Here is a 19594-nt window from a genome sequence, read left to right on the forward strand (position 1 = left end):
CTACTCCTCCACCCGGAACGCCACGTCCGCCGTGCGCGGCGCGCCGCCCGCGGGCGCCACGGTGACTCGCGCGCTCCAGTCCTTCCGCCCGCTCGGGCAGCGGACGAGGACGGCCTTCCCCGCGTAGCGGCCCGCGCCGGCGCGGGCGAGCGACGTCCGGTTCGGCCCCATGTCCATGCCCTGCATCTCGAAGGCGACCGCGACGGCGGCGCCGTCCAGCGGCGCGCCACCCTGCCTGACCTCCGCCGCGACCACGAGGTCCGCCATCGTCCGGAGCGGGCGCGGGCCGAGCTCGAGCGTCACCGCGCCGCCGCCGCCGAGGTCGAGCGTGCACGGGTTCGCGGCGAGATCGCACCGGGCGGGCCCGGGCGCCGCGGCCGCCGCCGCGACCGACACGACGCGCGACAGCCTCGACCGGTCCGCGCCGTGGCGGACGTCGAACCGGAGCTCCCACCCGCCCGGCGCGGCGAACGCGGAGTCCACGACGTAGCGCCCGCCGCCCGCGTCCCGCGCCTCGGCCGTCCACTGACCGTGGCTGCTCTCGGCGCGCGTCACGGTCAGGGAGACCGTCGCGCCCGCGAGCGGCGCGCCGGCGTGGTCCCGGAGCTCGAAGACGATCGGCCCCGCCGCGGGGAGCGGCTCGCCGGGGACGGTCACCGTCCACCCGAGCGCCGCGCGGGCGTGGTGCTCGGCGTCGTGCTGGAGCCCCTCCTCGTAGGGCTTCGCGACGACCGTGTCCTCGCGGACCTGGCTGCCCACGTAGATGGCGGCTGCGACCGCGCCGAGGGCAGCGACGGCGGCGACGGCGATGAGCAGCTTCAAGGAGCCTCCGGGACCAGGATCGAGAGCTTCGTGGAGCGCCGCTCGAGCACGCGTTCGCCGGCGCGGACCTCCGCGACGAGGAGCGCGGGCTCGACGCCGGCGGGGAGCCCGCGCGCCGTCGCGACGACCCGGACCTGCCGGTGCTCGCCCGCGTGGAGCGCGATCGTGTCGGGGCGGACCGAGACGTCCCAGCCCTCCGCGCCGGCGCGCGAGGGCGCGAGGGCGAGGGTCACCGAGACCGGCGTCCGCGCGCGGTTCTCGAGCGCGACGGCGTAGGCGTTCACGACTCGCCCGTCCGCGCCCCGGCGCGCGGCGAAGCCGGCGTCGGCGCTCGCGACGAGCCCCACCAGGTCGCGGCCGGCGACCACCGCGACGAGGCCGACGAGCGCGGCCGCGGTCGCGGCGGCGAGCGCCACCGTCGCCGGGCGGACGAGCCGGCGCGGGGCGCCCGGCGCGCCGTGGAAGTAGCCGACGAGATCGGGCGCGCGCCGGAGCCTCGCCATGATCGGCCGGCACGCGTCGATGCACGCGGCGCAGGCGATGCACTCCATCTGCAGGCCGTCGCGGATGTCGATGCCGGTCGGGCAGACCCGGACGCACGCGCCGCAGTCCACGCAGTCCGCGGCGCGGCGCGCGTCGTACGCGACGACGAGCGTCGACGGGTCGAAGAGGACGCCCTGCAGCCTCGCGTACGGGCAGACCGTCGCGCAGAACGTACCGCGCACGAAGGCGAGGTCCGCGAACAGCACCGCGCCGAGCGCGGCCCACGCGCCGCCGAGCACCGGCCCGAGCGCGCCGGCCGCGAGGCGGCGGAGGAACTCCTGCGGCGGGACGAAGTACCAGAGCGTCGCGGCGGAGAAGAGCGCGGAGACGAGGAAGACGAGGAGGAACCCGACCGGCCGGCGCCAGCGCCGCGGCCGCGCGCGCCGCTCGGGCGCGACCGGCGCGGTGAACTCCCCGAGCACCGTCTGCGGGCACGACCAGCCGCACCAGACGCGCCCGAAGAGCACGGTGACGAGGAGGAACGCCGCCGCGAGGAAGAGCACCGCCGCGAGCACGACGAAGCCCTCGTCTACCGCGAACGTCGCGCCGAACGCGAGGAGGCGCCCGCCCGGCACGTCGAGGCGGAGCGCGCTCTCCCCGCCGACGGACACGAAGGGCAGCCCGAGGACGACGAGCGCCTGGGCTGCCCCCGCGATCCTGCGCCACCTCTGGAAGCTAGTCGTCATCCTCGAGCATCTTGTACTTCGCGTGCTCCACCCGGTCCTTCCGCCGCCGGGAGAAGTAGAAGGCGATGATCCCGGCGAGCGCGAGGCACAGCGTCGCGCCGAAGATCAGGTAGGCGGTGTCGGAGCCCATGGTTCTCTCGGGGTGCGGAGCGGAGCGGCTCCGGGCCCCGCGCAGGCGGAGCCCGGAGCGCCGTCGCTCAGCCCTTCTTCTTCCGCTGGGTGAGGATGATCAGCACGGCGGCGATCGTGGGGATCGCGGTGAACAGGATGGTCGCGAGGAGGTTCGACGACGCCGCGGCGCCGTTCCCCTCGAGGTCCTGCGACTGCGACCAGCCGCCGAGCGCGGGCGTGTACGCCCAGAGGTAGTACGCGCCGAAGACGATGAGCCCCCAGAACAGGAGGAGCCAGCCGGCGGGCAGCTTCCTCGCGGTGCCCTTCGCCTCGAACGCCTCGATGTCGTCCAGCTGCGGTTCGGACATGATGGTCGGCCTCCTAGTGGTGGCCCTCGGCCGCCTCGTGCGCCTTCTGGTTCCTGAGCCACGCCACGATCGACCAGATGTCGTCGTCGGACAGATCGCTCCCGTACGCCTGCATCCCGCCGTCCGGCTGGCCCGGGCGGCCCAGCGCCTTCTTCGCGTCCGAGCCGCCCTTGATCACCGCGAAGTACGCCGCGTCGGGCAGATCGCCCTTCACGCCGAGGAAGGTGTCGTCGATGAGGCTCGGCGCGACGCCCTCGGTGCCCTGGGCCTCGTCGCCGTGGCACGCGCTGCACGAGTTCGCCTCGAAGAGCTTCTTCCCCTTCACGACCGCCGCGACGTCGTTCGCGTGCGGGTTCGCCACCGCGAGGTCGACCTCGCCGCCGGCGGCCCCGCCGCGGTCCACGCCGCGCCCGAGCGAGACGACGTACGCCACGAGGGCGTCCAGCTCGCTCTTCCCCCCCACGACCGCCGGGACGGCCTCGATGTCCGCGTCGGTGTACGGGACGCCGAGCGTGCGCAGCGCCCGCATGTGGCCCTGGATGTCCGCGGCGTCGAGCTTCCCGTCCTTCAGGAACCGGTACGCCGGCATGTTCGAGCGCGGCACGAGCGCCCGCGGGTTCTCGAGGTGCGCCGCCTGCCAGTCCTTCGACGGCTTCACCCAGCCCTCGAACGCGAGGTCCGGGCCGGTGCGCTTCGAGCCCCAGAGAAACGGGTGGTCCCAGACGAACTCGCCGGCGAGCGAGTACTGCTCGCTCGGCACCTTGGCGCGGTTCCCCTTGTAGCGGACGACCTCGCTCTTCAGCGGCCGGACCGTCTGGGTGTGGCAGTTGACGCAGCCCTCGCGCTGGTAGACGTCGCGCCCGGCGAGGGCGAGGCCGTCGAGCGGCTTCATGCCGGCGGGCGGCGGCGGGTGCGTGCCCGGGGTGAAGATCGGGACGACCATCATGACGATGGTGCCGACGAGGACGACGACGGTCGCGAGCACCGCGAAGGCGACGGGCTTCCGGTAGATGTTTCCGCTCATGGTGTCGTCCCTCCCTACGCCGCCGAGACCGCAGCCGGGGCCGGCCGGGCGCGATCCTGCGCCGCCTCGAGCGCCTTGCCCTTCTGGATGGTCTTCAGGACGTTGTAGATGAAGAACAGCATGCCGACGGTGAAGATGATCCCGGCGAGCGTGCGCGTGTGCCAGTACGGATAGTTCCGCTCGAGCCCCTCCATGAAGGAGTACTTGAGGGTCCCGGAGGCGTCGGTGGCCTTCCACATCCAGCCCTGCTGGATGCCGGTGATCCACATCGTCACCGAGAAGAGGAGCTGGCCGACGAGCACGAGCCAGAAGTGGACGTTGGCGATCTTCTCCGAGTAGATCGTGGTCCCGTAGATCTTGGGGATGACGTAGTAGACCGACGCGCAGACGGTCATCGTCACCCAGCCCATGGTGCCCATGTGCACGTGGCCCGGCACCCAGTCGGTGTAGTGGATGAGCTGCGAGACGACGCGGAGCGCCTGCGTCGGCCCCTGCACCGTCTGCAGGCCGTAGAAGGTGATCCCGAGGACGAAGAACTTGGTCAGGTAGTTGGTCTTCATCTTCGACCAGTCCTGACCGACGGTGTAGTAGCCGTTCACCACCGAGCCCCAGCTCGGCGCGATGAGGAACATCGTGAAGACGATCGCGAGCGTCTGGATCCAGTCCGGGAGCGGCGTGTAGACGAGGTGGTGCGCGCCCGTCCACATGTACGAGAAGATGAGCGACCAGAACGCGACGATGGAGAGCCGGTGGCTGTAGATCGGCAGCCCGGTCGCCTTCGGGAGGAAGTAGTAGAACATCATCAAGATGGGGGTCGTGAACACGAAGCCCACCGCGTTGTGCCCGTACCACCACTGCACGTTCGCGGAGTTCACGCCGGCGAAGAGGTGGTAGCTCTTCATCCCGCCCGCCGGGATCGCGAGGTTGTTCACCAGGTAGAGGATGGCGACGGCGACGACGGTCGCGATGGCGTACCAGAGCGACACGTACATCTGCTCCTCGTTCCGCTTGATGATCGTCCCGAAGACGTTCACCGCGAACATCACCCAGAGCACCACGATGGCGATGTCGAGGGGCCACTCGAGCTCCGCGTACTCGAGCGACTGCGTGTAGCCCATCATCAGGCTCACCGCGGCGGCGGCGATGCCGACGTTGAAGAGCCACAGCTGCGCGCGCGCGAGCCGCGGGAACAGGAGCGGCCGCTTGCAGAGGCGCATCACCACGTAATAGGTGAGCCCGAAGATCGCGCCGACGCCGAGCCCGAACGCGAGGCCGTTCGTGTGGACCGCGCGGAGCCGCCCGTAGGTCAGCCACGGGGTGAAGTTCGCCGCCGGCAGCCACAGCTGCACGCTGATGAGCAGCCCGATGACGATGCCCACGACCCCCCAGAAGATGGCCGAGAGGATGAACCCCTGGACCGTCCGGTGGTCGTACCGATAGTCGTTCATGTGCCCCATTCCCTCCCGTTGTCCGGGAAATGATCGCGCGCAAGGATACCCGAGGGTGACCGGGATCAGGAAAGAGGCGGTAAGTCCTGGCCCCTTCGTGGCCTGATACAAGAACCGACACGAGCAGCGGATGTGTTCCCGCGACGCGACTCGGTCGCAGTAAGCGCAGCCTGGCGCCGGCTAGCGGCTGCTCGACCGGAGGCGCGGAGTGACCGCATCCGCCGGACGGCGGCCCGCGGCCGGAGCGCCGTCGCGGATCGCGTCGAGCACGACGCGGAAGGTCGCCCCCTCGCCCGGCGCGCTCTCCACCTCCAGCGCGCCGCCGTGCGCGGCGACGATGTTGCGGCAGACCCACAGGCCGAGGCCGGTCCCGACGCCCGCCGGCTTGGTGGTGAAGAACGGCTCGAAGATCCGCGACTGGAGCTCGGGCGCGATGCCCGGCCCCGTGTCCGAGATCTCGATCGCGACCCGGTCCGCGCCGTGCGCGCGCGCGCGGATGCGCACCTCGCGGGCGACCGCGGCCTCGTCGGACACCGCGTGCGCGGCGTTCACGATGAGGTTCAGGAACACCTGCCCGAGCCGCGCCTCGCTCCCGCGCACCGGCGCGACCGGCTCCACGTCGACGATCACGCGGGCCCGCCCCCGCAGCTCCGGCGCGGCGAGCTTCACGGCGAACTCGAGCGCGCGCGCGACGTCCACCGGCCCGTGCTCCTCCGCGCCGGCCGTCGAGAGCGTGCGGAGGTCGCGGACGATGACGCGCATGCGGTCCGTCCCCTCCACCGCCTCCTCGAGCGCGCCGATCGCGTCGCGGATCCGGGCCGGATCGGTCGCGCCTTCCGCGAGCTGCTCCACCGCCCACTCGAGGTTCGCGCGCACGAACGCGAGCGGGTTGTTGAGCTCGTGGGCGACGCCCGCCGCGACGCGGCCCACGCTCGCGAGCCGGTCGGCGACCGCGAGCCGGACCTCGGCCTCCTTGCGCTCCGTGAGGTCGCGGCCCAGCGCCACGCGCGCCGGCTCGCCGCCGACGTCGATCTCGACGCCGAGGAACTCGGCCCAGCGCCAGCCGCCCGCGGTCCCGATCCGCACCTCGAGCGGCGGCTTCTCGCTGGTCGAGAGCACGCGGTCGCGGATCGCGGCCGCGTCGTCGGGGTGCGTCCAGTCGAGGACGGACGTGCCGACGAGCGCCTCGCCCGGCCGGCCGAGCCGGCGCGCGAGCGCGGCGTTCGCGTACAGGATGACGCCGCGGCGGTGGAGGACGACGTAGTCCGGCGATGCGTCGACGAGCCGCTGGAAGCTGTCGGCGTGCGCGCGGGCGAGGGCGAGGGCCGTCCGCCGCGAGAGCGCGATGGCGAGGACGTGCGCGACCGCGTCGAGGAAGCCCAGGTCCTCCTCCGAGACGGCTCCCGGCGTGTCGGCGTGTACGAGCAGGATCGCGAGCGGGGCGTCCCTGCTCCCGACCCGCGTCGCCGCGAGCCGGCGCGCGCCCGCTGCGCGGAGCGAGGGCGGGATGGCCGAGGCCGGCGCCGCGGCGGCGTCCTCGAGCCACACCGCCCGGTCGGCGGAGAGGACCGCATCGGCCAGCGGGAGCTGTGCGAGCGGGACCCCGTGGCCCGGCGGCACGCCGACGGCGCCGAGCGGCCGGAGCAGCTCGCCGCCGTCCGCGAGCTCGAGGACGCTGCCGCCCGTGAACCCGAGCGCGTCGACGGCGGTCCGGACCGCGTCCACGACCAAGTCCACCGGGCGCTCGCTCCCGAGCGCGCGCCCCGCGAGCGCGGCCAGCGCGGCCTGCTGCGCGAGCCGGGCCCTGAGCTGACGCTCGGCGGCGCGAAGCTCCGTCACGTCGAGCATCATCCCCGCGAGCCCCGCGGTCGCCCCGTCCCGGTCGCGGATGACGGCCTTCCGGAACACCACCTCGCGGCGGGACCCGTCCGCCCACTCCACCTGGGTCTCGTACTCCTGCGTGTCGCCCGTGCGGAACAGCGCGTCGTCCGCCGCGCGGTAGGTGCGCGCGAGGTCCGGCGGCGCGACCTCGAACACGGTGTGGCCCACGATCCCGCCGCGCGGCTGGCCCAGGTACCGCTCGAACGCGGCGTTGCACCCCTGGTAGATGCCGGCCAGGTCCTTGAACCATATCGGCGCCGGGACGGCGTCGAGGATCGACTGGAAGCGGCGCTCCAGCTCGGTCGCCGCGGGCGCGCCGGCGGGATCCGTCTTCGACGCGTCGTGCTGGTCCGCCAACGGCCCCTCCGGCTCCCCCCGGAGCGCGCATCGTAGCGGTTCGCGCGAGGCGGGCGGAAGCGGTCGCGCCGGACCCGCTCTCCCCGTCCGCCCGATTGGAGGGTCGGTCAGGCGGAGCGGACGTCCACCCGGTTGTCGTAGAAGGTCGAGCCGCGCGCCTGGTCCGTGAGCCGCTGCGACGTGAGCGCATTCACGTTGCGCGCGCCGGGTGCGTGGGTGAGCCAGAAGACACCCTCGGCGACGGCCACGCCTGGCGGGACGCCGTCCAGGATGCGCAGGACGAACGTCGCCTCCCCGAGCTCGTTCCAGGCGACGACGGCCTGGCCGTCCGCGAGGCCGCGTCGGGCCGCCTCGGCCGGCGCGAGCTTCAGGATCATCCCGCCCGCCTTCTCCCGGAGCTCGGGCCGCTCCTGGAACGACGAGTTGAGCGTGTACAGGGCGGGGGCGGTCACGAGGCGGAGCGGCAGCGTGCCCGCGTCGGCGTGAGCGGGCAGGTAGCCGGGGAGCGGCTCGGGCTGCGCGGCGTTCAGGAGCTCGATCCTGCCGGACGGCGTCCCCCAGCGCGGGCCCGGTGGCGGCGCGAGCACCACGGGCTCGCCCGACGCGACACGCGCCCGGTCGGCCTCCCCGAGCCACCGCGGCGCGGTCCGCGCGAGGAGGAGCTCGATCACCTCGTCCGTGCTCATCCGGAAGAGCGGCTCGTCGAAGCCCATGGCCGCGGCGAGCCGCCGGAACACGTCCCAGTTCGGCAGCGCCTCGGCGACGGGCGGGATCGCCGGGCGGACCCGCTGGACGGCGTAGTGGCCGTAGGACCGGTACAGGTCGGCGTGCTCGAGCGACGTCGTCGCGGGGAGGACGACGTCGGCGAGGCGCGCCGTGTCCGTCATGAAGCGCTCGTGCACGACGAGGAACAGGTCCTCGCGCGCGAGCCCGCGGAGCACCGCGTTCTGGTCGGGCGCGACCGCGGCCGGGTTCGAGCACCAGACGTACATGGCGCGGATCGGCGGGTCGGAGAGCTCGTTCAGCGCGCGACCGAGCTGGTTCATGCTCACGGCGCGCGTCGGGCGCGACAGCAGGTCCTCGCGGGTCAGCGGGGAGAGGTCGAACGCCGCCGAGGACGACGTCGACGCGAGGCAGCCGCCGCCCCTCCGGTCGTGCACGCCCAGCACCGCCGCGAGCGCGACGATGCTGCGGATCGTCATGGCGCCGTTCCCGTAGCGCGACGGGCCGCCGCCGATCCGGATGAACGGCGCGCGGGCGCGGCCGAGCGCGCGCGCGAGGGTCTCGATCGTCTCGGCGGGGACGCCGGTGCGGGCGCTCACGTCGGCGGGCGCGTACCCGGCCAGCGCCCGCGCCCGGAGCTCCGGCCAGCCGATCGCCTCGGCGGCGAGGAACCGCTCGTCCGCGAGCCCCTCGCGGGCGAGGACGTGCACGACGCCGAGAGCGAGGGCGGCGTCCGCGCCGGGGCGCACGAGGACCACCTCGTCCGCGATGGCCGCCGTGTCGTTCGCGTAGGTGTCGACGAGGATCACGCGCGCGCCGTTCCGGCGCGCCTCCTTCACGCGGGCGACGAAGTGGAGGTTGGTCGCGACGGCGTTGATGCCCCACAGGACGACGAGGTCGGACTCCCGCACGACGTCCGGGGACGGCCCCGGGGTCGCCCCCATCACCGCGCTCCAGCCGGCCGCCTGCGCCGGCGTGCAGATCGTCCGCTCGAGGCGGGTCGCGCCGAGGCGATGGAAGAACGCCATCCCGGCGTTCCGCTGCACGAGCCCCATCGAGCCCGCGTAGGAGTACGGCAGGATCGCCTCGCCGCCGCTCTCGGCCGCGATCGCCTTCCAGCGATCGGTGACGATCCGGATCGCCTCGTCCCACGTGGCGCGCCGGAACGCGCCGGCGCCCTTCGGCCCGGTGCGGACGAGGGGGTGCGCGATCCGGTCGGGTGCGTGGACCGTCCGGTCGTAGCCGTTCATCTTCGGGCAGAGCGTGCCCCGCGAGTACGGGTGCTCCGGGTCCCCGCGCACCGCCAGGGCGCGGCCGCCCTCGACCTCGACGAGGAGGCCGCAGGCATCGGGGCAGTCGAACGGGCAGACGGAGCGAGCGAGGGTCGGCATCACCGCGAACATACCGCGGCGACGAGCCCGCGGCGATGCCGCCCCCCGGCGCTCCTAGAACCGGCCCAGCGCCACCGGGAACAGCGCTTCGTTGCTCTGATCCACGCGCCGGAGGTCGAGCGACATCGAGTTCCCGTCGTGGACCGGCGTCGCCATGCCGTAGGCCGGCCCGGTGGTCGCGTCGACGACGCCCCACACCAGGCCGACGCCGAGGCCGATGAGCGCTCCGTACCCGAGGGTCCGCTGCCAGTCGTAGTTGCTCCGGTCGTTGATCTGCGTCTGGTACAGAATGATGCCGCCTGCCACCGCGGAGCCGAGCACCGTGCCACCCACCGCGTCGCGCGCGATGGTGCCCGCGGCGCTCCCCTGGCGGACGTAGACCTCCTCCGCGCGAGCCACGCTCGCGAAGCAGAGCGCCACCCCGACCAGCACCGCCACCACCGCTCTGATGATCCTCTTCATGCCTCCTCCCCCCTCCCTGGCCTCTCCCGGCCGGGGGTCCCTTCCTTCACCGTAGGGACGCGCTCGCCATCCCGACAAGGGTGCCTTGGACCCGGTCACGCCGGGTTGACGCTCGCGCGGGCGTGTGGTTCTCATCCGCGCGATCGTGCGCTCGCTCGTCACCGGCGCCGGCGGCTTCCTCGGCCAGGCCCTCCTTCGCGCGCTGTCGGCGCGGGGAGACCGCGTCGCGGCGCTCGTGCGGCGCGATCCGGAGGTCGTCGCGGCGCTCGGCGCGGAGCCGATCGTGGGCGACGCGACGGACCCGGAGACGCTCCGGCGCGCGGTGGCGGGGGCCGACGTGGTGTTCCACCTCGCGGGCGTGCGCCGCGCGACGGACCCCGCGGAGTTCCTCCGGGTGAACGCGGGCTCGACGCGGCTCCTCCTCGACGCATGCCTCGCCGCTGCGCCCGGGCTCTCGCGGTTCGTCCTCGCCGGGTCGCGCGCGGCGGTCGGCCCGTCTCGCGACGCCGTCCGGGAGGACGCGCCGCTCTCGCCGGTCGAGCCCTACGGCGCGTCGAAGGCGGAGGCGGAGCGGATCGCGCTCTCGTACGCCGGGCGGGTGCCGGTCGCCATCGCGCGACCGCCGCGGATCATGGGGCCGGGCGACCGGGAGAACCTCCTCTTCTTCCGCATCGCCCGGGCCGGCCTCGCCCTCGACTTCGGCGATCGCCCCCTCTCGTGGATCGACGTCGACGACTGCGCCCGGGGCCTCCTGCTGCTCGCCGACGCTCCCGAGGCGCGGGGCGAGGTGTTCTTCCTCGCCTCGCCGGAGCCGACCAGCGCGCGCGGGCTCATGGAGGAGGCGGCGCGCGCGCTCGGGGTGCGCGCGCGGCGGGTGCCCGTCCCCGCCCCGGTGGTGCGCGGTGCGGCGCGCCTCGCGGACCTCCTGACCGACTTGACCGGGAGGAAGCTCCCGCTGAACCGGAAGCTCGCGGCCCAGGTGCTCGCGCCGGGGTGGCGGTGCGATCCAGCGAAGGCGCGCGACCGGCTCGGCTTCGTGGCCGACACGCCCCTCGCGACCTCCGTCGCACGCGCGGCGGACTGGTACCGGGCGCACGGGTGGCTCTGACGGAGCGTGCATCCCTCGAGGGGGGTCCCTTCCGCCTTGCCAATTGCGCTCGCAGCGGTCTACTTGTCCGGACCGATGGCGGAATCCGGCAAGGCCGCGTTCTTCGACGTGGACGGCACGCTCGTCCGCACGAACATCGTCCACGCGTTCGCCTACTACGCCATGAACCAGGGGTCCTTGTTCGGGACCGCATGGCAGACCGCGAAGACGGTCCTCTCGATCCCGCTCTTCCTCGCGACGGACCGCGTCGACCGGAAGACGTTCAACGAGCTGTTCTACGCGTACTACCGGGGCCAGAGCGAGGACCGGCTCGAGACGCTCGCGGACGAGCTCTTCGAGGACGTGCTGAAGCCCGCGGTTCACTCCGGGTCGCGCCGGCTCGTGGACGAGGCGCGCCGCGCCGGGTGCCGCATCGTGTTCGTCACCGGCGCGCTGGACTTCACCGTGCGTCGCCTCGCCGAGCACCTCGGCGCGGACGAGGTGCTCGCGAACCGGATGCGGTTCGTGCAGGGCATCGCCACCGGGCGCGTCGTGCCCCCCATCATCGAGGGCGCGCACAAGGCGCTCGTCGTCCGCGACTGGTGCGTGAAGCACCACGTCGCCCTCGAGAAGAGCTTCGCCTACTCCGACTCGTTCAGCGACTACCCGATGCTCGCGGTCGTCGGCCACCCGGCCGCCGTGAACCCCGACGCCCGCCTCGCGCGCGTCGCCCGCGCGTACGAGTGGCCGATCCTGCGCACCACGGAGGAATAGCCACGATGCGCACGCCGCGGAGCCTCGGCCGGTTCTACGAGACGACCGAGCCGATCGTCACCATCGACACCGACTCGCCGCCCCGCGTCCTCTTCTCCGGCGAGGACCTCCTCGTGGAGGATCTGCCGGTCGGGACGAAGGTCATCTACCCGCGGCCGCCCGTCGCGGGGCTCCCGAACGTCAAGGCCGCGATCCGCCGCGCGATCAACCAGCCGGAGGAGTCGCCGCCGCTGCACGCCCTCCTCCGGCCGGGCATGAAGGTGACGATCGCCCTCGACGACATCTCCCTGCCGCTCCCGCCCATGCGGACGCCCGACGTGCGGCAGCAGGTGCTCGAGGTGATCCTCCCGCTCCTCGCCGACTCGGGCGTGGACGACGTGCACCTCGTCATCGCGGTCTGCCTGCACCGGCACATGACGCGGGACGAGATGAAGCGGATGGTCGGGGCGGACATCTTCGACGCCTTCTACCCGGACCGCTACTACAACCACGACGCCGAGGATCCCGGCGGCAACGTCGTGATCGGCGAGACGCGCCACGGCGAGCAGGTGATCGTGAACCGCCGCGCGGCGGAGTCCGACCTCCTCATCTACGTGAACCTGAACCTCGTCCCGATGGACGGCGGCCACAAGTCGGTCGGCACCGGGCTCACGACCTACGAGGGCGTGAAGGCGCACCACACGCCCGACCACATCCGGAAGAGCGACTCGTACATGGACCCGGCGCGGTCGGAGCTGCACCGCTCCGTGGAGCGAATCGGCAAGGTCATCGACGCGAACCTGAACGTGTTCCACGTCGAGACGACGATCAACAACCGGATGTTCGATGGCCCGCTCGACTTCCTCATGAAGCGCGAGGAGGCGTACGGCGAGGTGGATCGCCTGAAGCTCTCGGCCATGAAGGCCGCGCTCTCGCGGATGCCCGCCGCGGCGAAGCGGAAGATGTTCCAGGCGGTCCCGGCGGCCTACGAGGTGATCGCGGTCGCGGCGGGGAAGACGGAGCCGACGCACGCGAAGATCCTGAAGGCGAGCTGGGCGCAGTACGCGGTGGACGTGGACTTCCAGGCCGACGTGCTGGTGTACGGCGTGCCGTTCATCTCGCCCTACAACGTGAACTCGATCCTGAACCCGCTCCTCGTCCAGGTGATGGCGTGCGGGTACTTCTTCAACTTCTACCGGGGGAAGCCGCTCCTGAAGAAGGGCGGCACGCTCATCCTCACCCACCCCTGCTCCGACGCCTTCGACCCGGTTCACCACCCGAGCTACATCGAGTTCTTCCACCGGCTGCTGCCCGAGACGAGGGACGCGAAGGTGCTCGAGGCGAAGTACGAGCGCGAGTTCGCCGAGAACCCCACGTACGTGCACCTGTACCGGACCGGCCACGCGTACCACGGCGCCCACCCCTTCTTCATGTGGTACTGGGGCGAGAACGGGCGCGCGCACATGGGGAGGATCATCGCGGTCGGAGCCGACAACGCGCACGTGCCGCGGCTCCTCGGGTGGGAGCCCGCCGAGACCCTCGCCGAGGCCATCGACATGGCGCGGTCCACCCATGGCCGCGGGGCCGAGATCGCGATGCTGCACCACCCGCCCATCGTGATGACGCAGAACCTCGGATGAACGCGCACGGCAAGAACGGGGCGCACGGGCCCCACGTCCCCGCGACCCGGGCGCCGCCCGGGGGCAGGCCGCCGCCGCTCGACGTCGCGCGCCTGCTCGAGGGGCGGCGCCTCCTCGTCACCGGCGCCACCGGGTTCGTCGGCAAGGTCGCGCTCTCGCTGCTGCTCGACCGCTACCCCGGCGTCGGCCGCGTGTTCGTCCTGGTCCGGCCGGGGACCGGCGGGACGCCCGACGCGCGGTTCTTCGGGAAGATCGTCCCGGGCCGGCCGTTCGATCCGCTCCGCGCCCGCCACGGCAGCGCCTTCGAGGCGTTCGTCCGCGAGAAGTGCCTTCCGCTCGCGGGCGACGTGTCGGCGCCGCTCCTCGGCCTGTCCGCGCCCGACCTCGCCCGGCTCGACGGGCTCGACCTCGTCCTCAACTCCGCGGGCCTCGTCGACTTCGATCCGTCCCTCGAGCTCGCGCTCGGCGTGAACGTCCACGGACCGCGGAACGCGGTCGAGCTCTGCCGCCGCACCGGCGCCGGCCTCGTCCACGTCTCGACCTGCTACGTCGCCGGGAACCGCGACGGCGTGGTGTTCGAGGACGAGGAGATCCCCGGGTACTTCCCGCGGCGCGCCGGCGTCGAGGGGCGGCCCAAGGCGCCCGTGCTCGACGGCGCGGAGTTCGAGCTCTCCGCGGAGCTCGGCGACGCCGAGCGGCGGATCGCGGAGATCCGCGCGCAGGCCGAGGACCGCGTCCAGCAGTCGCGGTTCCGCGACCGCGCCCTGGAGCGCCTCGAGGCCGAGGGGCGGCCGCGCGACGACGAGAAGGCGCTCCGGCTCGCCGTGGGCCGGGAGAAGCGGCTCTGGGTGTCCGAGCGGCTGGTCGAGGCCGGCATGGAGCGCGCCCGGCACTGGGGCTGGCCCAACACGTACACGTACACGAAGTCGCTCGGCGAGCAGGCGATCGCGGCGAGCGACGTCCCGTGGGCGATCGTCCGGCCGTCGATCGTGGAGAGCGCGCTCCGGTACCCGTTCCCGGGCTGGAACGAGGGCTTCACGACGAGCGCGCCCCTCGCGTTCATGGGCCTCAAGGGACAGCGCGCGTTCCCGATCTCCGACCAGGCGATCCTCGACGTGGTGCCGGTGGACCTGGTCGCGGCCGGCCTCGTCGCGGTCTCCGCGGAGCTGCTCGAGCGCCGGGACGCCTTGCGAGCGAAGGTCCAGCCGGACCAGGCCGTACCGGAGCGAGCGGGGAGACCGGGGGGGCGCGAGCCGGACGCGGGTGTCCCCGCGGCGGGAAGGGTCTTCCACCTCGCCTCCGGCGACGTGAACCCGCTCTGGGCCTCGCGCGCCGTCGAGCTGACCGCCCTCTACCGCCGCAGGTTCTACCGCGAGCGGACCGAGGGGAACGCCACCTGGAACAAGGTCCTCTCGCGCGTCGAGCCGTACCCGGTGTCTCGCGCGCACTACCGGGTGTTCTCGTCGCCCGCGTTCGCCGCGCTGGCCCGGGGCGCGCGCCGGCTCGTCGAGGAGCACGCGCCGCGCTGGGGCGCCCCGAGGCTCTCCGCGCTCGCGCACCGCGTCGCCGGGGAGCTCGACGAGTGGACCCGGAAGTTCGAGCAGCTCGAGGCGCTCTGGAACCTCTACCTGCCCTTCGTCTGGGACAACCACTACGTCTTCCGCTGCGCGGGGATCCGCGCGCTGCGCGAGCGCCTCCCGGAGGCCGACCGCGCCCTCGTCCCGTGGGACCCGGAGGCGCTCGACTGGAGGCGGTACTGGCTCGACGTGCACATGAAGGGGATGGAGGAGTGGGTCTTCCCGGGCCTCGAGGAGGAGGCGGACCGGCGCGTGCACGCGCCGAGGGCGCACCGCGACCTCCTCGAGCTCCTCGACTCCGCCTGCGTCCGGTGGAAGGACCGTGTGGCGCTCCGGATGGCGGGGAGCGCGAAGGAGCGGATCACCTACGGGGAGCTGCGCGCCCTCTCGGATCGCGTCGCGGCGTTCCTCGCCGCCGCGGGCGTCGCGAGGGGGGATCGCGTGCTCCTCGCGTCCGAGAACCGGCCGGAGTGGGCGGTCGCGTACTTCGGGATCCTCCGCGCCGGCGCCGCCGCGGTGCCGGTGGATCCGAAGCTCTCCGAGGCGGAGCTCCTGAACCTCTGGCGCACCGCCGGAGCGCGGATCGGTCTCCTCTCCGACGACGCCGCGGAGGCGGCGCCCGGGCTCGCGGCGCGGGCGGCGGAGGCGGTGCCCGGCGCGCGGGCCGTGCTCCTCGGCGAGGCGCTCGCCGGCGGGCCCGCCCCGCCCGCGACGCGCGTATCGCCCGACGACCTCGCCTCGCTGATCTTCACGAGCGGCACCACCGGGACGCCGAAGGGCGTCATGCTCTCCCACCGGAACTTCGCGAGCCTGGTCGCGAAGCTCGTCGGGATCTTCGACCTCGGGCCCGGCGACGGGATGCTGTCGGTGCTGCCGCTGCACCACACCTTCGAGTTCACCGCCGGCCTGCTCGTCCCGCTCTCCCGCGGCGCCGAGGTCGAGTACCTCGACGAGCTCACCGCCGACCGCATCGGCGAGGCGCTGGGCAGCGGGCGCGTGACGGCCATGATCGGCGTGCCGGCGCTCTGGTCGCTGCTGCACCGCCGCATCACGCAGGAGATCGCGGCGAAGCCGGGCCTCGTCGAGGGCGTGATGAACGCGCTCCGGAAGGGGAACGCGAAGCTCCGGGCGTCGGACCTCGGCTGGAACCTCGGGAAGCTCCTCTTCTGGCCGGTGCACCGGCGCTTCGGCGGGCGCCTCCGGCTCCTCGTGTCCGGCGGCTCGGCGCTCGATCCGGAGGTCCAGCGCGCGTTCCACGACCTCGGCTTCGACCTGTACGAGGGCTACGGCCTCACCGAGGCGGCGCCGGTGCTCGCCGTCGCGAAGCCCGGCGGCGGCGTGCCGCCCGGGAGCGTCGGGCCGGCGCTCCCGGGCGTGGAGCTCAAGATCGCGGACCCGGACGCGAGCGGCGTGGGAGAGGTGCTCGCCCGCGGCCCGAACGTCATGACCGGCTACTGGCGGGGCGGCGACGCGCCGGGCGTCGACGACGCGCTCACGGCCGAGGTGCTCGAGGACGGCTGGCTCCGGACCGGCGACCTCGGGAAGCTCGACGCCGACGGGAACCTGACGCTCGTCGGGCGGGAGAAGGACGTCATCATCGACGCGAACGGGAAGAACGTGTACCCGGACGAGGTCGAGGAGCGGTACCGGGACCCGGACCTGGTGAAGGAGCTGTGCGTCGTCGGCCTGCCGGACGGGACCGCCGAGAAGGTCGCGATGATCGTGGTGCCGGAGTACGGCGACCGCGATCGTGGCGAGGTCCGGGCCGCGCTCGACGCGCACGTCCGCGCCGTCACGGCGTCCCTCCCGTTCCACCTGCGCGTGAAGGTGTGGCACGTGCTCGACGCCGAGCTCCCGAAGACCGCGACGCGGAAGGTGAAGCGGCCGCTCGTCCGCGAGGAGCTGCAGCGGCTCGAGGCGGCGGCCGCGAAGGGGCGCCGCGCCCGCGAGCGCGCCGGCGAGCTCGGCGAGGGCGCCGCCGCCGACGGGTGGCTGCTCGACCTCCTCGCCGACGTCTCGCGACGGCCCCGCGCCGGGATCGCCCACGACAGCCGCCTCGAGGCGGACCTCGGGCTCGACTCCCTGATGCTCACCGAGCTCGCCGCCGCGCTCGAGACGGCCGGCGTGCCGGCGGCGGCGATCGAGGACCTGCACCACGTCCAGACCGTCGGCGAGCTCGCGCGCGCCGTGAGGGCCGCGGCCCGGAAGCCGCCGGCGCACGAGGCGGCGCACCGGCGCGCCGCGAAGGAGCCCGCGGAGGACGGCGCGCTCGCGATCCCGGCGCCGCTCGCGGCGCTCGGGCGGCGCATCCTCGCCATCGGGCAGCGCGCGCTGTACCAGGACCTCTACCGGACGCGGGTGGTGGGCGAGGCGTTCATCCCGCACGACCGGAACGTGCTCGTCGTGGCGAATCACGCGAGCCACCTCGACATGGGCCTCGTGAAGGTGGCCCTCGGGGAGGAGGGCGCACGCCTCGCGGCGCTCGCCGCCAGGGACTACTTCTTCGACACGCCGGTGAAGCGCGCCTACTTCGAGAACTTCACGAACCTCATCCCGATGGAGCGCGAGGGCTCGCTCCGTGCGAGCCTCGGGGCGGCGGCCGAGGCGCTCCGGCGCGGGTATCACCTCCTCATCTTCCCGGAGGGGACGCGCTCCCGGGACGGCGAGATGCGCGCGTTCTACCCGACGGCGGGCTACCTCGCGCTGCAGTGCGACGTCGACGTCCTGCCGGTCTGGATCGCCGGCACCCGCGCCGCGCTGCCGCCGGGCGCGACGCTCCCGAAGCGCACCGACCTGGAGGTCTGGTTCGGCCCGCCGATCCCGGTGGCGGAGCTGCGCCGGCGGACGGCGGCGCTCCCACGGAGCGACGCGTACAAGGCCGCGACCGAGGTGATGGAGGACGCGGTGCGGGCGCTGGGGGAGAGGTGGAGGAGCGAACGGAAGGGGGCCGCGCCGGCGACGCCGGACGCGAGCGCGACCGCCGTGCCCGTGCCCCTGAACGCGCCCGCACCCCGTGCCTCTGACCCGCGTCCCGTGGCCCGTGGCCCGCATCCCGTGCCCCGCGACCCGACCGCGACCTCGACGGCGACCGTGCCCCCCATCTCCGTTCGCCCCGAGCGTGGCGCCCGCGAGGCGGGCGCGGAGTCGAAGGGCGCGCCCGCCCCGACCGGCAAGGTGGCCGCGAAGCCGGAGGAGCCTTGAACCTCCTCGTCACCGGCGGCACCGGCTTCCTCGGGACGGCCCTCGTCCCCATCCTGGCCGGCGAGGGGCACCGGCTCCGGCTCCTGCAGCGGTCGGCCGCCGCGGACGCGGAGCGGCTCGGCGCCGAGGTCGTCCGGGCCGCCATCGGCGACGCGGACGCGATCCGCGCCGCGCTCGACGGCGTCGAAGCGGTGGTGCACCTGGCCGGGCAGGTCTCCTTCGATCCCGGCGATCCCGCGCGGCTGTACGATCTGCACGTCCAGGGGACCCGGCGCCTCCTCGAGGCCTCCGCGGCCGCGGGCGTGAAGCGCGTCGTGCTGGCGTCGTCCTCCGGCACCATCGCGGTGTCGCGGGACGACCGGATCGCGACGGAGGCCGACCCCTACCCGTTCGACGTCGTGGGGGGGTGGCCGTACTACCTCTCGAAGATCTACCAGGAGAAGGCCGCCCTCCGGATCCAGCGCGACACCGGGCTCCCGGTCGTCGTGCTGAACCCGTCGCTCCTGCTCGGTCCGGGCGACGCGCGGCTCTCCTCGACCGACGTCGTCTTCAAGTTCATGGAGCGGCGCATCCCGGCGATGCCGTCGGGCGGGCTCTCGTTCGTCGACGTCCGCGACGCCGCGGCCGCGTTCGCCGCTGCGCTCGTCCGGGGCCGCCCCGGCGAGCGGTACCTGCTCGGCGGCGCGAACATGAGCTTCCGCGAGCTCTTCGGCCGGCTCGAGCGGCTCACCGGCGTCCCCGCCCCACGCGTCGCGCTCCCGTCGCGCGTGAACGTCGCCGGCGTGCGGCTCCTCGAGAAGCTCTCCGCCTGGCGCGGCGCCGAGGCGCCCATCGACGCGCGCTCCGTCGAGATGGGCGAGCACTTCTGGTACTGCGCCTCGACGAGGGCCGAGGAGGAGCTGGGGTTCGTCGCGCGAGATCCGCAGGAGACCCTGTTCGAGACGGTGCGCTGGCTCGACGCTCACGTGCGCGGCCGGTCGCGGCCCGCGACGCTCGACGACCTGGCGCGCCGCTGAGCGGAACCGCTCACCCGGCCTCGCCCCGCACGGCGTTCAGGTGGTCCTCCCCCGCGATGCGGGGGAGGGCGCGCTCACATCGTCCCGTTCGATACGTCCCTGAGCTTCCGCACCGCCGCCACGCCGCAGCGCTCGCCGCACGCCACGCAGACCTCGTACGTGAGCTCCTTCACGACGAGGACGTCGGGGTGGGCGTCCGCGGGCGCGATGCGGATCCCGCAGCCCGGACACGCGAGCGCCTCGACCCGCACCGGCCGCGCGAGGATCACCGACGTCCGGCGCGCCGGTGGGCAGGCGCTGCACTCGACACCGTAGAGGTAGCCGGTCTCGAGCCGCGGCGGCACCGCGTCGAGGTCCGCGCCACAGTACTGGCAGAGCTCGGTCGCCACGCTGCTCGTCTAATCGCCGGCCCGCCGCGGCGCACTCCCGGGCCCCGCCCCGGACGAGGAAAGGTCCCGGGGCGCCGTCCCGGCCGCGCGCCCGCACGGCGAGGACGGCGCCCCG

The 19594-nt window shown here is 73.8% G+C and carries 15 protein-coding genes; 5 read left to right on the forward strand and 10 right to left on the reverse strand.

Going from position 1 to position 19594, the window contains the following annotated elements:
• The 9 genes from AMOR_RS04545 to AMOR_RS04585 form a co-directional block, all read right to left on the reverse strand.
• Positions 1 to 822: a FixH family protein gene (locus AMOR_RS04545; RefSeq protein WP_248358873.1), complete on the reverse strand. Its 822-nt coding sequence runs from the start codon at positions 820 to 822 to the stop codon at positions 1 to 3.
• Positions 819 to 2051, reverse strand: a complete 1233-nt coding sequence (locus AMOR_RS04550) for a 4Fe-4S dicluster domain-containing protein (protein ID WP_248358876.1) — start codon at positions 2049 to 2051, stop codon at positions 819 to 821. Before AMOR_RS04550 ends, AMOR_RS04545 begins: the two co-directional genes overlap by 4 nt.
• Positions 2041 to 2181 carry an LPXTG cell wall anchor domain-containing protein gene (locus tag AMOR_RS04555; RefSeq protein WP_248358878.1) on the reverse strand — a complete coding sequence of 47 codons (141 nt, stop codon included), beginning with the start codon at positions 2179 to 2181 and terminating at the stop codon, positions 2041 to 2043. The genes AMOR_RS04550 and AMOR_RS04555 overlap by 11 nt, the downstream gene beginning before the upstream one ends.
• 67 nt (positions 2182 to 2248) lie before the next feature.
• Entirely contained in the window at positions 2249 to 2530 is a 282-nt protein-coding gene (locus AMOR_RS04560; protein ID WP_248358881.1) for a hypothetical protein, read from the reverse strand.
• A gap of 13 nt (positions 2531 to 2543) precedes the next feature.
• On the reverse strand, positions 2544 to 3554 hold the full coding sequence (locus AMOR_RS04565) for a cbb3-type cytochrome c oxidase subunit II (RefSeq protein ID WP_248358884.1): 1011 nt from the start codon (positions 3552 to 3554) through the stop codon (positions 2544 to 2546).
• A gap of 14 nt (positions 3555 to 3568) precedes the next feature.
• Positions 3569 to 5002: a cbb3-type cytochrome c oxidase subunit I gene (locus AMOR_RS04570; RefSeq protein ID WP_248358887.1), complete on the reverse strand. Its 1434-nt coding sequence runs from the start codon at positions 5000 to 5002 to the stop codon at positions 3569 to 3571.
• Between the two features lie 180 nt (positions 5003 to 5182).
• Entirely contained in the window at positions 5183 to 7240 is a 2058-nt protein-coding gene (locus tag AMOR_RS04575; protein WP_248358889.1) for a PAS domain-containing sensor histidine kinase, read from the reverse strand.
• 107 nt (positions 7241 to 7347) lie between these two features.
• Positions 7348 to 9354 carry a molybdopterin oxidoreductase family protein gene (locus AMOR_RS04580; protein WP_248358892.1) on the reverse strand — a complete coding sequence of 669 codons (2007 nt, stop codon included), beginning with the start codon at positions 9352 to 9354 and terminating at the stop codon, positions 7348 to 7350.
• Positions 9355 to 9408: 54 nt separating this feature from the next.
• Entirely contained in the window at positions 9409 to 9816 is a 408-nt protein-coding gene (locus tag AMOR_RS04585) for a hypothetical protein (RefSeq protein WP_248358895.1), read from the reverse strand.
• Positions 9817 to 9961: 145 nt separating this feature from the next.
• Between AMOR_RS04585 and AMOR_RS04590 the strand changes: the two genes are divergently transcribed.
• The 5 genes from AMOR_RS04590 (at position 9962) to AMOR_RS04610 (ending at position 19090) form a co-directional block, all read left to right on the forward strand.
• Positions 9962 to 10924, forward strand: coding sequence for an NAD-dependent epimerase/dehydratase family protein (locus AMOR_RS04590; protein ID WP_248358898.1), 963 nt, complete (start codon positions 9962 to 9964; stop codon positions 10922 to 10924).
• A 75-nt stretch (positions 10925 to 10999) separates the two neighbouring features.
• Positions 11000 to 11677 carry an HAD family hydrolase gene (locus AMOR_RS04595; protein WP_248358901.1) on the forward strand — a complete coding sequence of 226 codons (678 nt, stop codon included), beginning with the start codon at positions 11000 to 11002 and terminating at the stop codon, positions 11675 to 11677.
• Positions 11678 to 11682: 5 nt separating this feature from the next.
• Positions 11683 to 13296 (forward strand): lactate racemase domain-containing protein, encoded by a 1614-nt coding sequence (locus AMOR_RS04600; RefSeq protein WP_248358903.1) that lies wholly within the window; start codon positions 11683 to 11685, stop codon positions 13294 to 13296.
• On the forward strand, positions 13293 to 18074 hold the full coding sequence (locus AMOR_RS04605; RefSeq protein WP_248358905.1) for an AMP-binding protein: 4782 nt from the start codon (positions 13293 to 13295) through the stop codon (positions 18072 to 18074). The genes AMOR_RS04600 and AMOR_RS04605 overlap by 4 nt, the downstream gene beginning before the upstream one ends.
• Positions 18071 to 19090 (forward strand): NAD-dependent epimerase/dehydratase family protein, encoded by a 1020-nt coding sequence (locus tag AMOR_RS04610; protein WP_248358907.1) that lies wholly within the window; start codon positions 18071 to 18073, stop codon positions 19088 to 19090. The genes AMOR_RS04605 and AMOR_RS04610 overlap by 4 nt, the downstream gene beginning before the upstream one ends.
• A 74-nt stretch (positions 19091 to 19164) precedes the next feature.
• Here the strand turns inward: AMOR_RS04610 and AMOR_RS04615 are convergent, their stop codons facing one another.
• Positions 19165 to 19479, reverse strand: a complete 315-nt coding sequence (locus tag AMOR_RS04615) for a hypothetical protein (RefSeq protein ID WP_248358909.1) — start codon at positions 19477 to 19479, stop codon at positions 19165 to 19167.
• Positions 19480 to 19594: the final 115 nt, after the last annotated feature.

Origin of the sequence: Anaeromyxobacter oryzae (assembly GCF_023169945.1) — a bacterium.
Lineage (GTDB): Bacteria > Myxococcota > Myxococcia > Myxococcales > Anaeromyxobacteraceae > Anaeromyxobacter > Anaeromyxobacter oryzae.